The sequence below is a fragment of the Streptomyces sp. C1-1 genome (genome assembly GCF_050214755.1).
In the GTDB taxonomy this organism is placed as follows: domain Bacteria; phylum Actinomycetota; class Actinomycetes; order Streptomycetales; family Streptomycetaceae; genus Streptomyces.
On sequence record NZ_CP189826.1, the window covers coordinates 5,035,726 to 5,050,606 of the forward strand.

Below are 14,881 nucleotides of genomic sequence, written 5' to 3' on the forward strand. Positions count from 1 at the left end.
TGCGCAAGGGAAAGGGCTCGAAACCGGCGTCGGTTTCGAGCCCTTCGGGTCCGCTCGGGGCTACTTCGGCTGCGGCTTGCGCACCGACAGGTGCAGCTCCCTCAGCCGCGCCTCCTCCAGCTCCGTCGGCGCGCCCATCATCAGGTCCTGGGCGTTGCCGTTGAGCGGGAAGGCGATGGTCTCGCGGATATTCGGCTCGTCCGCGAGGAGCATGACGATGCGGTCGACGCCGGGGGCGATGCCGCCGTGCGGCGGGGCGCCGAAGCGGAAGGCGCGGAGCATGCCGGCGAACTTCTCCTCGACGGTCTCGCGGTCGTAGCCCGCGATCTCGAAGGCCTTCAGCATGATCTCGGGCTCGTGGTTCCGGATCGCGCCGGAGGACAGCTCGACGCCGTTGCAGACGATGTCGTACTGCCAGCCCAGGATGTCCAGCGGGTCCTGGTTCTCCAGGGCCTCCAGGCCGCCCTGCGGCATGGAGAAGGGGTTGTGCGAGAAGTCGATCGCGCCGGTCTCCTCGTCCTTCTCGTACATCGGGAAGTCGACGATCCAGCAGAACCGGAAGACGCCCTCCTCGAAGTGCCCGGCGCGCTTGGCGGCCTCGACGCGGACCGCGCCCATGATCTTCGAGACCTCGTCGAACTCGCCGGCGCCGAAGAACACCGCGTGCCCGGCGGCCAGCGACAGGCGCTTGGTCAGCTCGGCGACGTTCTCCTCGGTCAGGAACTTGGCGATCGGGCCGGAGAGCGAACCGTCCTCGGCGACCCGCACCCAGGCCAGGCCCTTCGCGCCCTGCGAGACGGCGAAGTCACCGAGCTGGTCGAAGAACTTGCGGGGCTGCGCGGAGACGTCCGGCACCGGCAGCGCACGCACGTGCTTGCCGGCGAAGGCCTTGAACTCCGAGCCCTCGAAGATGTCGGTGATGTCGACGAGCTCCAGCTGGGCGCGCAGGTCCGGCTTGTCGGAGCCGTACTTCAGCATCGCCTCGCGGAACGGGATGCGAGGGAACGGCGAGGTGACGTGGCGGCCGTTGCCGAACTCCTCGAACAGCTCCGTCATCAGCTGCTCGATGGGGCGGAAGACGTCCTCCTGCTCGACGAAGCTCATCTCGACGTCGAGCTGGTAGAACTCGCCCGGCGAGCGGTCGGCGCGGGCGTCCTCGTCACGGAAGCAGGGCGCGATCTGGAAGTAGCGGTCGAAGCCGGAGATCATCAGCAGCTGCTTGAACTGCTGCGGCGCCTGCGGCAGGGCGTAGAACTTGCCCGGGTTCAGGCGGGAGGGGACCACGAAGTCGCGGGCGCCCTCGGGGGAGGTCGCCGACAGGATCGGGGTCGCCATCTCGTTGAAGCCCAGCGCCGTCATCTTGTGCCGGATCGCCGAGATGACCGCCGTACGCAGCATGATGTTCTTGTGCATGCGCTCGCGGCGCAGGTCCAGGAAGCGGTACTCCAGGCGCCGCTCCTCGTTGACCCCGTCCTCGGCGTTGATCGTGAAGGGCAGCGGGGCGGCCGTGCCCAGCACCTCGACCTCGCCGACCTCGATCTCGATCTCGCCGGTGGGCAGGTCGGGGTTCACGTTCTCGGTTCCACGTGAAACAACGCCGCCGTCGACGCGGACGACCGTCTCCTTGGACAGCTTGTCCAGGGCCTCGTACGCGGGCGTGCCGGGACGGGCGACGAGCTGCGTGATGCCGTAGTGATCGCGCAGATCGATGAAGAGGATGCCGCCCAGGTCGCGCCGATTGTGCAGCCAGCCACTCAGCCGGACGTCGGTGCCGACGTCAGAGGAGCGGAGCTCGCCGCAGGTGTGGGACCTGTACCGATGCATCGTCGTTCATCGTCCTTCGTGGTGGGGTGGTATGCGCCGGGATTGTCGCCCGGCATGAACGGGCGCACGGCCCGGACCTCCCAAGGGTACCGGCCGCCCCAAGATCGGCTCCCCACCATTTCGAGGCGGTCTTGACAGTCGCGTGACGAGCGGCACTCCTCGTGCGGATCGGTGGCACTCCCCGATCACCTCTTCATAAAGTGGGGCAATGCACACTGGCGAGCCCTTGCCGCCCGTGGGGGAGGTCCTCGCCACCCTCGCGACCGGCCTGTGGACCTGGGACACCGCCACCGAGCTGGTCACGGTCGACGCCGAGGCGGCCCGGCTGCTCGGGCTGCCCGCCGAACAGACCACGCTCACCGAGGCCCAGGCGCGGTCCCGGCTGCACCCAGTCGACTGGAACGAGATCATCAGCGTGGTCGGTCTCGCCGTCGCCGAGCGCACCCTCGCCGAGGTACGCATCCGGATCATGGACGACCACGGCCGGGTGCTGCGCGTGGTCCGCTCCCGTTCCAAGCCGTCGTACGACAAGGAACGGCACGCCTTCCAGCTGATCGGCACCCTGCAGGAGGTCACCGAGCCCACCCCGGGCACCCCGGCCGGACGCAGCGCCGTCACCGGTGACTGGCGGCGCTCCCGGGAGGCGTTCCTGCTGGACGCGGGCCGCGCGCTGGCCGAGGCGCGGTCGACGGAGGAGGTGCTGCGGGTCGCGGCGGGCCTGTCGATGCCGGGCTTCTCCCCGGACGGACTGGCGGTCTTCGGCACCGAGGGCGAGCGGGTGACCGTCATCGGCCTGCACGGCTACCAGCCCGGCGACGAGACCCCGTTCTCCGCGATGCCGCTGGAAACGGACCATCCGGCGGCCGAGGTCGTGCGCACGGGCCGGGCGGTCTATCTGTCGACCCCGTCCGACTACAAGACCCGCTACCCCGTGATGTGGCAGTTGGTCGAGAGCTTCGGCCGGCAGTCGTGGGCGTTCCTGCCGCTCATCGTCGCCGGCCGCACGATGGGCGCCTGGATGGCGTCGTTCGCCTACCCGGTCGCCTTCACCCCCGACGAGCGCTCGGTCCTGACCACCGTCGCCCGCATGCTCGCCCAGGCCCTCTCCCGCGCCGGCACGGCGGAGACCGAGCGGGCCCTGACCGACGGCCTCCAGCGCTCGATGCTGCCGACGCTCGGCCCGCAGATACCGGGCATGAACGTCGCCGCCCGCTACGTCCCCACCGGCGGCGGCCTCCAGGTCGGCGGCGACTGGTACGACATGATCCCGCTGCCGGGCGGCAGGTTCGCGCTGGCCATCGGGGACGTCCAGGGCCACGACGTGCGCGCCGCCGGGCTCATGGGCCAGCTCCGTATCGCCCTGCGCGCCTACGCCTCCGAGGGGCACCGGCCCGACGCGGTCCTCTCCCGCGCCTCCCGCTTCCTGCACGGCATGACCGACGGCGACTCCATCGACCCGCGCTTCGCGACCTGCCTCTACGTCGAGGCCGACCCGGCCACCGGCACCCTCGACATCGCCCGGGCCGGCCACCCCGACCCGGCGATCCGCCTCGCCGACGGCACGGTGCTGGCCCGCCCGACCGCCGGCGGTCTGCCGCTCGGCATCGACCCGGACGCCGACTACCCCACCACGCGTTTCGCCCTCGAACCCGGCGAAACGATGCTGATCTGCACCGACGGCCTCATCGAGACCGGCGGGCACGACCTGGACAGTGGCTGGCAGCGCATCCGCGAGATCCTGGAGGACCACAAGGGCGACCTGGAGGAACTCGCCGACGCCCTGGTCCAGGGCGTGCACGGCCCGTCCTCGCACCACACCACGGGCCCGCTCGCCGACCGCCGTGAGGACGACATAGCGGTGCTGCTGCTGTGCCGGCCGGGGGAGGGATGCGGCTGCGGCGACCCGGTGACGGCGGCGGCACCTCAGGTCAGGCGCACGATGCTGTCCGTCGCCCAGGCCGAGCCGGAACGGGTGGCGGTGGCCCGTCACCATCTGCGCGACCTGCTGCACGACTGGCGCTCGCCGGACCAGATCGACTCGGCGGTGCTGCTGCTGTCGGAGATGCTGACGAACGTTCTGGTCCACACCGACGCCGACGCCCTGCTGCTGGCCGAGGTCCGGGGCGAGCCGGGCAGCCGCCGGATGCGCGTGGAGGTCAACGACACCAGCGACGACCTGCCGCACCGGCGCCGTCCCGGGGAGCTGGCCTCCTCCGGCCGCGGACTGGTCCTGATGGAGCTGCTCGCCCAGGCGTGGGGCGTGGACCCTCGGGGCGAGGGCAAGAGCATCTGGTTCGAGCTCTACGAGGCCGAGGAGGCGGGCACCTCGTAGGGTGCCCGCCTCCCGGTGGTCGCCGTACCGGCCCGACGGGTAGTACCCGTCTTGCGGGCCGTACTCGCGCCTTACAGCCCGCCCTCGGTCATCCCGTGCACGGCGGGGATGGTGCCCAGCCGCCCCTTCTGGAAGTCCTCGAACGCCTGCTGCAGTTCCTCGCGGGTGTTCATGACGAACGGGCCGTAGTGGGCCATGGGCTCACGGATCGGCTGTCCGCCCAGCAGCACGACCTCCAGGTCCGGGGTGTGGCTGTCCTGCTTCTCGTCCGCGCGGACGGTGAGCGAGGAACCGGCGCCGAAGACCGCCGTCTGGCCGAGGTGGACCGGACGCCGCTCGGTGCCGACCGTGCCCCGCCCGGCCAGCACGTACGCCAGGCCGTTGAAGTCCTCCCGCCACGGCAGGGTGAGCTCCGCGCCCGGCGCGAGCGTCGCGTGGATCATCGTGATCGGGGTGTGGGTGATACCGGGACCCTGGTGGCCGTCCAGCTCACCGGCGATGACCCGCAGCAGCGCGCCGCCGTCGGGGGTGGTGAGCAGCTGGACGTTGCCGCCGCGGATGTCCTGGTAGCGCGGCGCCATCATCTTGTCCCTGGCCGGGAGGTTCACCCACAGCTGCAGGCCGTGGAAGAGGCCGCCGGACATCACCAGGGACTCCGGCGGGGCCTCGATGTGGAGCAGGCCGGAGCCGGCCGTCATCCACTGGGTGTCGCCGTTGGTGATGGTGCCGCCGCCGCCCTGGGAGTCCTGGTGGTCGAAGATCCCGTCGATGATGTAGGTGACGGTCTCGAAGCCGCGGTGCGGGTGCCAGGGGGTGCCCTTGGGCTCGCCCGGCGCGTACTCCACCTCACCCATCTGGTCCATCATGATGAACGGGTCGAGGTGCTTGTAGTTGATCCCGGCGAACGCCCGGCGCACCGGGAAGCCCTCGCCCTCGAAACCGCTCGGCGCGGTCGTGACAGCGAGCACGGGACGTGCCACGGCGTTGGCCGGCGCGGCGACGCGGGGCAGGGTCAGCGGGTTCTCGACGGTCACTGCAGGCATGTCGGTACCTCCTTGTGCGGCCAGTTTAGTTGAGCATTGAACTTTCTGCTACCCCACAACAGAAGGAGCCCGGAGGGCATTCCCTCCGGGCTCCACCCGTGCGCGGTCGTCGGCCGTCGCGGAGCGATGGCGTCAGCCATACATTCGCCTCATGGCGAACTCCACCATCTGCTCGACCGCCTTCGCGTCGAACACCATCCGGTGCTCGCCCTCCATGTCCAGGACGAAGCCGTAGCCGGTCGGGAGCAGGTCGATCACCTCCGCGCCCGTGATCACGAAGTACTTGGACTCCTTACCGGCGTACCGGCGCAGCTCCTTGAGGGAGGTGAACATCGGGATGACCGGCTGCTGGGTGTTGTGCAGGGCGAGGAAGCCGGGGTTGTCGCCGCGCGGGCAGTACACCTTGGACGTGGCGAAGACCTGCTGGAAGTCCTCCGCCGACATCTGGCCGGTGGTGAAGGCGCGCACCGCGTCCGCCAGCGAGGGCGGGGACGGCTCGGGGTACAGCGGCGGCTGCTGGCCGTACCCGCCCGGCATCTGCTGCTGCGGCGGGACGCCGTACTGCTGCTGGGCCCCAACGTTCTGGTCGTAGCCGTACATGCCCCACAGAGTACTGACCCCGCACGAGGGCTCGGTCACAGATGTCCGGAACGGGGTTGCTTCTTATTACCGACGGGTAGCATCATCGGAGCTACTTGTTGGTACGTGAACTAGAAGCAGGCGCGAGGATCCACGTCAGTGCCTCGCCGATCTCTCTTACGGAGCTGTCGCCATGGGGCACTACAAGTCGAATCTCCGCGACATCGAGTTCAACCTGTTCGAAGTCCTCGGACGGGACCAGGTGTACGGCTCCGGTCCGTTCGGCGAGATGGACACGGAGACCGCGAAGAGCATCCTCGAGGAGCTGACCCGGCTCGCGGAGAACGAGCTGGCGGAGTCCTTCGCGGACGCCGACCGCAACCCGCCGGTCTTCGACCCCGAGACGAACACCGCGCCCGTCCCGGCGTCCTTCAAGAAGAGCTACAACGCCTTCATGGAGTCCGAGTACTGGCGTCTGGGCCTGCCCGAGGAGATCGGCGGCACCACCTCGCCGCGCTCCCTGATCTGGGCCTACGCGGAGCTGCTGCTCGGCTCGAACCCGGCCGTGTGGATGTATGCCTCCGGCCCGGCGTTCGCCGGCATCCTCTTCGACGAGGGCAACGACGTACAGAAGCACATCGCGAAGATCGCCGTGGACAAGCGGTGGGGTTCGACGATGGTGCTCACCGAGCCCGACGCGGGCTCGGACGTCGGCGCCGGCCGCACCAAGGCGGTCCAGCAGGAGGACGGCTCCTGGCACATCGAGGGCGTGAAGCGCTTCATCACCTCCGGTGAGCACGACATGGAGGAGAACATCCTCCACTACGTCCTCGCCCGTCCCGAGGGCGCCGGTCCCGGCACCAAGGGCCTGTCCCTCTTCCTCGTCCCGAAGTACCTCTTCGACTTCGAGACCGGCGAGCTGGGCGAGCGCAACGGCGTCTACGCCACGAACGTCGAGCACAAGATGGGCCTGAAGGCCTCCAACACCTGCGAGATGACGTTCGGCGACAAGCACCCCGCCAAGGGCTGGCTGATCGGCGACAAGCACGACGGCATCCGCCAGATGTTCCGGATCATCGAGTTCGCCCGCATGATGGTCGGCACGAAGGCCATCTCCACACTGTCGACGGGCTACCTGAACGCGCTGGAGTACGCCAAGGAGCGCGTCCAGGGCCCGGACCTGGCGAACTTCATGGACAAGTCCGCGCCCAAGGTCACCGTCACCCACCACCCCGACGTGCGCCGCTCGCTCATGACGCAGAAGGCGTACGCGGAGGGCATGCGCGCCCTGGTGATGTACACCGCCTCGATCCAGGACGCGATCCAGATCAAGGAGGCGAACGGCGAGGACGCCAAGTCCGAGCACGCGCTCAACGACCTGCTCCTGCCGATCGTCAAGGGCTACGGCTCCGAGAAGGGCTACGAGCAGCTCGCCCAGTCGCTGCAGACCTTCGGCGGCTCCGGCTTCCTGCAGGAGTACCCGATCGAGCAGTACATCCGCGACGCCAAGATCGACACCCTGTACGAGGGCACGACCGCGATCCAGGGCCAGGACTTCTTCTTCCGCAAGATCGTCCGCAACCAGGGCGCGGCGCTGAACTCCCTCGCCGAGGACATCAAGAAGTTCCTGGCGCTGGGCAGCGGCGGCGAGGAGCTGGCGGGCGCCCGCGAGCACCTCGCGAAGGCGGCCGTCGAGCTGGAGGCGATCGTCGGCCTGATGCTGACCGACCTCGCGGCCACCGAGCAGGACACCAAGAACATCTACAAGGTGGGCCTGAACACCACCCGCCTGCTCATGGCCTCCGGTGACGTGGTCGTCGGCTACCTGCTCCTCAAGGGCGCCGCGGTCGCCGCCGAGAAGCTCCCGTCCGCCTCCGCCAAGGACAAGGCGTTCTACAGCGGCAAGATCGCGGCGGCGAAGTTCTTCGCGGCCAACGTCCTGCCGGGCGTCACCGGCGCGCGCAAGCTCGCCGAGAACGTCGACCTGGAACTGATGGAGCTGGACGAGGCAGCGTTCTAGTCATCCCCCCACAAGGGCCCGCTCCCCGTACTTCCCGTACGCGAGGAGCGGGCCTTCGTACGTCGTTAAGGTGAACCCCATGAGCGAACCCCCCCGCTTCGACCGCGGCCACACCGACGACCTGATGTCCTTCCTGACGGCGAGCCCCTCGCCGTACCACGCCGTGGCGAGCGCCGCCGAGCGGCTGGAGAAGGCGGGTTTCCGGCAGGTCGCGGAGACGGACGCCTGGGACGGGACGACCGGCGGCAAGTACGTACTGCGCGGCGGCGCGATCGTCGCCTGGTACGTCCCCGAGGGCGCGGCGCCCCACACGCCGTTCCGTGTCGTCGGCGCCCACACCGACTCCCCCAACCTGCGGGTCAAGCCCCTGCCGGACACCGGGGCGCACGGCTGGCGCCAGGTGGCCGTGGAGATCTACGGCGGCCCCCTGCTCAACTCCTGGCTCGACCGCGACCTGGGCCTGGCCGGCCGGCTGACGCTGCGGGACGGCTCGACCCGGCTGGTGAACGTCGACCGGCCGCTGCTGCGAGTGCCCCAGCTCGCCATCCACCTGGACCGATCGGTCTCGGCGGAGGGCCTCAAACTCGACAAGCAGCGTCATCTGCAGCCCGTGTGGGGGCTCGGCCACGATGTGCGCGACGGAGACCTGATCGCCTTCCTGGAGGAGGAGGCCGGCCTCGGCGCCGGCGAGGTCACCGGCTGGGACCTGATGACGCACTCCGTGGAACCGCCCGCCTACCTGGGCCGTGACCAGGAACTCCTCGCCGGGCCCCGCATGGACAACCTGCTCTCCGTGCACGCGGGCGTGGCCGCGCTCGCCGCGGTGTCCGCCGGGAACGCCAAGCTCCCCTTCGTTCCCGTGCTGGCCGCCTTCGACCACGAGGAGAACGGCTCGCAGTCGGACACCGGCGCGGACGGGCCGCTGCTCGGGAACGTGCTGGAGCGCTCGGTGTTCGCCCGCGGCGGCTCCTTCGAGGACCGGGCGAGAGCCTTCGCGGGCACGGTCTGCCTGTCCTCCGACACCGGCCACGCGGTGCACCCCAACTACGCGGAGCGGCACGACCCGACGCACCACCCGCGCGTCAACGGCGGCCCCATCCTCAAGGTCAACGTCAACAACCGCTACGCCACCGACGGTTCGGGCCGCGCGGTGTTCGCTGCCGCCTGCGAGAAGGCGGGCGTGCCGTTCCAGTCCTTCGTCTCCAACAACTCCATGCCGTGCGGCACCACCATCGGTCCGATCACCGCGGCCCGGCACGGCATCCGGACCGTCGACATCGGCGTCGCGATCCTGTCGATGCACAGCGTGCGCGAACTGTGCGGCGCGGACGACCCGTTCCTGCTGGCGAACGCGCTCGTGGCCTTTTTGGAGGGATAGGTCCCGTCGCTGTCCGCGCTCCCCCCACCGGCGTAGTATGCGCTCACTTTTCGGTGATCTTCGGTCTCGTGGGGGGACTGCACATGCGAAGAAAATGGCTGCCGGCCTGCGCGTTCGTCGCGGCCGGCCTGCTCCTCGGCCCGGTGACGGCCGCGCACGCCGCGGTGGCGCCCGAGCTGTTCTGGGTGGGCTACGACGCATCGCCGGCCAGCGGCCTGATGGCCCTGTCCGTCCAGTCCGACAGCGCCATCACCGCCATCACGGCGCACCTGTACGCGCCGGGCGCCGCGGCCGGGGCCCCGGAGGTCGCCGAGGCCGGCGACTTCACCCTCCTGTCGGGCACGGCCCAGTCGGGCATCTGGCACACCGGCACCCCGCTGCGCCTGGCGGACCTCGGCACCTACCGCGTCGTGGTCGACGTGACCGACGCCGACGGGGACACCACCACCGCCCAGGGCTCCTACGAGTACGAGCTCGAGGCACACCTGACGGACCTGCAGGCCACGCCGCAGAACCCGGACTACGACCACCAGGACGTCACCGTCACCGGCGGCTTCACCGTCACCGACCCGCGCACCGGCGAGACCACGCCGGCGGCGGGCAAGGAGGTGGACCTGGAGATCTCCAACGGCGCCGACACGACGACCGCCACCGGCGACGACGGCCGTTTCACCGCCACGTACAAGGTGACCGACGCGTCCATCGGCAGCGTCAACGCCTGGCTGCGGCTGGCCGATCCCTTCTACCAGTCCCGGGAGAACGAGAGCGTCGAGGTCCGGGCCACGCAGTCGCCGACCCGCCTGACTCTGGACTCAACCGATGTGTACGTGAAGGCCGGTCAGCCGGCCACGGTCTCCGGCACGGCCGAGATATACGTGGGCGGGGCGTGGGAGCCGCTGGCCGGAGCCGTCGTCGACGAGGTGTGGGACGGCGGCGACGGAGGTGCCGGCGGTGCCTCGGCGCCCGTCACGGACGCCGAAGGGCGCTTCAGCGGAAGCCTCTCCGTGCCGAGGACCGGACGGATCGACGTGCAGGTGCGCACCGGCACGTACCTGAGGTACAGCGGGTACGAGACGGTCAACGTGTACGTCGCCCAGAAGACGTCCCTCACCGACTTCACCGCGACCTTGGACAAGTACTCCGAGCTGACCGCCAAGGGCGTGCTGCACACCGGCTCCAGCGTTCCCGCGGGCGTCTACAACAAGGTGGAACTCCAGTACTCGGCCGACGGTAGGACCGGCTGGACGACGATGGAGACCGTCACCCCGGGCAGCGCCGACCCCGAGTCCGGCGCGACGTTCAAGGGCACGTTCGACGCGCCCTACAAGGGCTACTACCGGGCGCGCTTCAAGGGCAGCCGCGACTTCCAGGAGTCGTACAGCTCCGTCGTCCACGCCCAGCGCACCCCGACCCGCATCACCGACGGCAACGCCTCTCCCGAGCCGGTCCGCAAGGGCCGCACGATCACCTACAAGGGCAAGCTGCAGCACTACACCTCCGGCGCCTGGAGGGCCTATGCCGACCAGAAGGTGAAGATCCTCTTCCGCCCCAAGGGCTCCACCACCTGGTACGACATGGGCAACACCTACACCCGCTCCGACGGCACGTTCAGCAAGGGGTTCACGGCCTCCAAGGACGGCACGTGGGTCGCGGTGCTGCTCTACCCGACCAGCACCCACCTGGTGAGCTCCGGCCGGGAGGACTACGTCGACGTGACGTGAGCGTCGGCCCCCGCATGGTCAGGGCGCGTCCGGGTACACGGAGTTGACCGGAAGTCCGGAACCACCGGACCGGACAGGGAGGCGACACTCATGGGCCTCGGCGGATGCATCATCCTCATCGCCGCGGGAGCCATCCTCACTTTCGCGACCGACTGGCACATGCAGGGGGTCAACCTCGATCTGGTCGGCATCATCCTCATGATCGTCGGGCTGATCGGTGTGAGCACCTTCAGCAGCATCGCCCGACGGCGCCGAGTGGTGGTACCGCCCACGACGCCGGTCATCGACGAGGAGCGCGCCACGCACCGGCGGGACGGCTACAGCGACGGTTACGGCGTCTGAACACAAGGGTCCGGTCGGCCGGGGCAGCCGACCGGACCTCTCTCAGCCCTGGCGGACCACGTCCTTGCCCGGGCCGCCGGAGAGGGTGTCGTTGCCGGGGCCGCCGTACAGCCTGTCGTTGCCGCTGTTGCCGTAGAGCTTGTCGTTGCCGCTGTTGCCGTACAGGACGTCGTTGCCCTTGCCGCCGTAGAGGGAGTCGGCGTCCGATCCGCCGGTGACGGTGTCGTTGCCGTCGTCGCCGGAGAGGTACTGGGCGCCGTTCCCGCCGTGCAGCACGTCGTTGCCCCGGCCGCCCTGCACGATGTTGTCGCCGCCGCTCGCGGTGATCGTGTCGTTGCCGTCCTCGCCCCAGGCCAGGCCCTCCGCGCCGACGGTGATCGTGTCGTTGCCCGCGCCGCCCGAGACGTAGGCGCCGTCGAGGCGGCCGGAGTCGGTCGCGCGGTCGTTGCCGGTGCCCAGGGTGATCTGGGCGTAGGTGTAGATCTGGTCGGTGCCGTTGGCGTACTTGAGCGTGTCGTTGCCGTCGCCGAGGTCCACGATCACGCCCGGGTAGGGGTCCTGGCTGTCCACGAAGGTGACCGTGCAGGAGACCTTGGTGAGATCCGAGGCGGCGGGGTGGACGCAGTCGTGGCCCGCGTCGATCGGGACGACGTCGTCGATCAGGTACGTGATGCCCGTCTTGTCGGCGGTGAGCGACGCGGTGACGGTGGCCTTGTTGGCCTGGCCGGCGGCGGCCCGGTAGGTGAGCTGCCAGTCGTACTGGTTGACCGAGGCACTGGCCGACGCGGTCGCCGCGCCGGCGGTGCCGGACAGGGCGAGCGGGGCGGCCAGGGCCGTGCCGAGGACGAGGGCCGCCGACGAGACGGTGCGGGTCACCCGGCGGCGGACGGGACGAGAGAGCATGACGAGACCTCCGGAAGGGATGTGCGGCGCGGTGCGCCCTGTGCCTGGTCCGACTCGGCGGTCCCGCCTTTGGTTGGACAACTGCCGTGCACGCGAGGGAAGTTCATCTTCAGGACACCCGGCGGCCCGGTCGGGTACGGGGTCCGGTCAGGTCGGGGCCCGGCCGCGTGCGGTGCGCAAGGGGCGTCAGCCCGTCGGCCTACCGGCGGCGTTCCGGGCCCGCGGCCGGGGAAGGGGTGGAGACATGAGATTCCAGGTACGCGACCGGCTCCTCGGCTTCGGCGAGGACTACTGGATCGAGGACGAGCGCGGCGACAAGGCGTTCCTCGTCGACGGCAAGGCCATGCGCCTGAGGGACACCTTCGAGCTGAAGGACACCCAGGGGCGGGTCCTGATCGACATCCACCAGAAGATGTTCGCGCTGCGCGACACGATGGTGATCGAACGGGACGGCGAAGCCCTCGCCACCATCAGGCGCAAGCGCCTGTCCCTGCTGCGCAACCACTACCGGGTGTCCCTGGCCGACGGCTCCGAACTCGACGTCAGCGGCAAGATCCTGGACCGGGAGTTCGCCGTCGAGTACGACGGCGAGCTGCTCGCGGTCGTCTCCCGGCGCTGGCTGCACGTCCGGGAGACCTACGGCGTCGACATCGTCCGCGACGACGCCGACCCGGCGCTGCTGATCGCGGTGGCGGTGTGCGTGATCCACCTGGCGGAGAAGGACCGGGACGGCTGAGGGCCAGGGCCTGCCGTGTGGATCAGCTCGGCTGCGGGAGACGGCGCCTCAGGACCGACCCGCCGCGGGCTCCGGTGCGTGCGGCCGCAGGGCGGAGGAGGGAGTCGACGCGGAGCATCGGCGACCCACGACGGGGCTTAGAGCCTGTGCGGGGGGTCCAGGCCCAGCATGCGGTCCTTCAGGGCCGGGAACTGCTCCCGGGTCGTGGCGACCTTCGCGGGGTCGAAGTCCACGGTGAGGATCTCCTCGGCGCCGCCCGCCTCGGCCAGCACCTCGCCCCAGGGGTCCACCACGATCGAGTGACCCGCCTGCGGAACTCCCGCGTGGGTCCCGGCCGTTCCACAGGCGAGCACGAACGCCTGGTTCTCCACCGCCCGCGCCCGGGCCAGCAGCGTCCAGTGCGCCCGGCGGCGCTCCGGCCAGCCCGCCGGGACCACCAGGGTCTCGGCGCCGGCGTCGACGAGGGCGCGGAAGAGCTCGGGGAAGCGGAGGTCGTAGCAGGTGGCGACACCGAGGGTCGTCCCGGGCAGCCGGACCGTCACCAGTTCGCGGCCCGCGCCCATCAGCACGGCCTCGCCCTTGTCGAAGCCGAAGCGGTGGATCTTGCGGTAGGCGGCGGCCAGGTCGCCGGTCGGCGAGAAGAGCAGCGAGGTGTTGTAGAGCGGCCCGTCGGGGTCCCGTTCGGGGATCGAGCCCGCGTGCAGCCACACGCCCGCGTCGCTCGCCGCCTTGGCCATGGCCTCGTAGGTCGGGCCCTCCAGCGGCTCGGCCTCGGTGCCGAACTCCTCGTAGGCGAAGGCGCCCGTGGTCCACAGCTCCGGCAGCACGACCAGATCGGCCCCGGCCTGCTCCCTCACCAGGGACGCCACACGCCTGCGACGCGCTTCGACCGATTCGCCCTCTTCTACGGCGATCTGGATGAGGGAGGCGCGCACACTACCACCGTCCTGGCATTCGAGCCGTTGATACAGGCCTACGATCGTCACACGAAAGCACTGCCGGGGTGCCTCACAGCAGCGTAACTTAGCGTTCCAAGACACCCGCCGAGTGCAGCCACCTCCCGCTGGCAACGCTGCCACCAACCGCCCGTGTACCGACCGCCGAGGGGTCCCGTTCCGTGAGTCTGCATCCCACCCTCCAGCCCTACGCCGACGCCTGGACCCATTCGATCGAAGCGATATCCGAGCTGGTGGGGCCGCTTGTGGAGGGAGAGTGGAACCGGCGGACGCCGTGCCCGGGCTGGTCGGTCCGCGACATCGTCTCCCATGTCATGGGACTGGACTGCGAGATGCTCGGGGACCCGCGGCCCATCCACACGCTGCCGCGCGATCTGTTCCACGTCACCAACGACCACCAGCGCTACATGGAGATGCAGGTCGACGTGCGCCGCCACCACACGGCGCCGGAGATGACCTCCGAGCTGGAGTACGTGATCATCCGCCGCAACCGCCAGCTGCGCAACGAGTCCCGGGACCCGGGCACCAAGGTGCGCGGTCCGCTCGGCACCGAGCTGACGCTGGAGGAGGCCATGCGGTCCCACGCGTTCAACGTGTGGGTGCACGAGCAGGACCTGCGGGCGGCCCTCGGCCGGCCGGGCAACCTGGACTCCCCCGGCGCGCACATCGCGCGGGACGTGCTGCTCGGCGAGCTGCCCGCGGTCGTGGCCGAACGGGCGGACGCGCCGCGCAGTTCGGCGATCGTCTTCGACGTGCACGGGCCCATCGAGTTCCTGCGCACCATCCGGGTCGACATCCAGGGCCGCGGGACCCTGGAGACGGCTCCCGCGCTCGGCCCCGCCGCCACGCTCACCCTCGACTGGGAGACGTATGTGCGCCTGGCCTGCGGCCGGGTGACGGCGGACGCGGTGGCGGACCGGGTGAAGGCGGAGGGCGACCCCCAGCTGACGGCGGCGATCCTGCGGAACTTCGCGGTGACGCGGTAGCGAGACGCGTGGGGCCCGGCTCCGACCGGCACAGGGTGCGCCCTGTGCCGGTCGGGGACTG

At 70.1% G+C, this 14,881-nt stretch carries 12 protein-coding genes; 7 read left to right on the forward strand and 5 right to left on the reverse strand.

Annotated elements, in window-relative coordinates; translation table 11 throughout:
* Positions 1 to 60: 60 nt before the first annotated feature.
* A complete protein-coding gene (gene aspS / locus ACQF4J_RS22995) occupies positions 61 to 1,824 on the reverse strand; it encodes an aspartate--tRNA ligase (protein ID WP_351569295.1) in 1,764 nt (587 codons plus the stop codon).
* Between the two features lie 208 nt (positions 1,825 to 2,032).
* Between aspS and ACQF4J_RS23000 the strand changes: the two genes are divergently transcribed.
* Positions 2,033 to 4,156, forward strand: a complete 2,124-nt coding sequence (locus ACQF4J_RS23000) for a SpoIIE family protein phosphatase (RefSeq protein WP_427166739.1) — start codon at positions 2,033 to 2,035, stop codon at positions 4,154 to 4,156.
* Positions 4,157 to 4,227: 71 nt separating this feature from the next.
* On the opposite strand, the gene ACQF4J_RS23005 is transcribed toward ACQF4J_RS23000, so the two are convergent.
* Entirely contained in the window at positions 4,228 to 5,199 is a 972-nt protein-coding gene (locus ACQF4J_RS23005; RefSeq protein WP_351569301.1) for a pirin family protein, read from the reverse strand.
* A gap of 132 nt (positions 5,200 to 5,331) precedes the next feature.
* The gene (locus ACQF4J_RS23010) at positions 5,332 to 5,799 is read right to left on the reverse strand and encodes an SseB family protein (RefSeq protein WP_058924228.1); all 468 of its coding nucleotides are present in this window, start codon (positions 5,797 to 5,799) and stop codon (positions 5,332 to 5,334) included.
* Positions 5,800 to 5,971: 172 nt separating this feature from the next.
* On the opposite strand from ACQF4J_RS23010, the gene ACQF4J_RS23015 reads away from it, so the two are divergent.
* The 4 genes from ACQF4J_RS23015 (at position 5,972) to ACQF4J_RS23030 (ending at position 11,239) form a co-directional block, all read left to right on the forward strand.
* On the forward strand, positions 5,972 to 7,798 hold the full coding sequence (locus ACQF4J_RS23015) for an acyl-CoA dehydrogenase (RefSeq protein ID WP_351569304.1): 1,827 nt from the start codon (positions 5,972 to 5,974) through the stop codon (positions 7,796 to 7,798).
* 79 nt (positions 7,799 to 7,877) lie between these two features.
* Positions 7,878 to 9,176: a M18 family aminopeptidase gene (locus ACQF4J_RS23020; protein ID WP_351569307.1), complete on the forward strand. Its 1,299-nt coding sequence runs from the start codon at positions 7,878 to 7,880 to the stop codon at positions 9,174 to 9,176.
* A gap of 68 nt (positions 9,177 to 9,244) precedes the next feature.
* The gene (locus tag ACQF4J_RS23025; RefSeq protein ID WP_427166741.1) at positions 9,245 to 10,897 is read left to right on the forward strand and encodes a hypothetical protein; all 1,653 of its coding nucleotides are present in this window, start codon (positions 9,245 to 9,247) and stop codon (positions 10,895 to 10,897) included.
* 90 nt (positions 10,898 to 10,987) lie between these two features.
* The gene (locus ACQF4J_RS23030; protein WP_058924231.1) at positions 10,988 to 11,239 is read left to right on the forward strand and encodes a DUF6458 family protein; all 252 of its coding nucleotides are present in this window, start codon (positions 10,988 to 10,990) and stop codon (positions 11,237 to 11,239) included.
* Between the two features lie 42 nt (positions 11,240 to 11,281).
* On the opposite strand, the gene ACQF4J_RS23035 is transcribed toward ACQF4J_RS23030, so the two are convergent.
* Positions 11,282 to 12,142, reverse strand: a complete 861-nt coding sequence (locus ACQF4J_RS23035; protein WP_351569313.1) for a calcium-binding protein — start codon at positions 12,140 to 12,142, stop codon at positions 11,282 to 11,284.
* Between the two features lie 244 nt (positions 12,143 to 12,386).
* On the opposite strand from ACQF4J_RS23035, the gene ACQF4J_RS23040 reads away from it, so the two are divergent.
* Positions 12,387 to 12,878: an LURP-one-related/scramblase family protein gene (locus ACQF4J_RS23040; protein WP_351569316.1), complete on the forward strand. Its 492-nt coding sequence runs from the start codon at positions 12,387 to 12,389 to the stop codon at positions 12,876 to 12,878.
* Positions 12,879 to 13,015: 137 nt separating this feature from the next.
* Here the strand turns inward: ACQF4J_RS23040 and ACQF4J_RS23045 are convergent, their stop codons facing one another.
* Positions 13,016 to 13,813: a carbon-nitrogen family hydrolase gene (locus ACQF4J_RS23045; RefSeq protein ID WP_351569319.1), complete on the reverse strand. Its 798-nt coding sequence runs from the start codon at positions 13,811 to 13,813 to the stop codon at positions 13,016 to 13,018.
* Positions 13,814 to 13,995: 182 nt separating this feature from the next.
* On the opposite strand from ACQF4J_RS23045, the gene ACQF4J_RS23050 reads away from it, so the two are divergent.
* Positions 13,996 to 14,820, forward strand: a complete 825-nt coding sequence (locus tag ACQF4J_RS23050; RefSeq protein WP_351569321.1) for a maleylpyruvate isomerase family mycothiol-dependent enzyme — start codon at positions 13,996 to 13,998, stop codon at positions 14,818 to 14,820.
* The last annotated feature ends 61 nt before the right edge of the window (positions 14,821 to 14,881 follow it).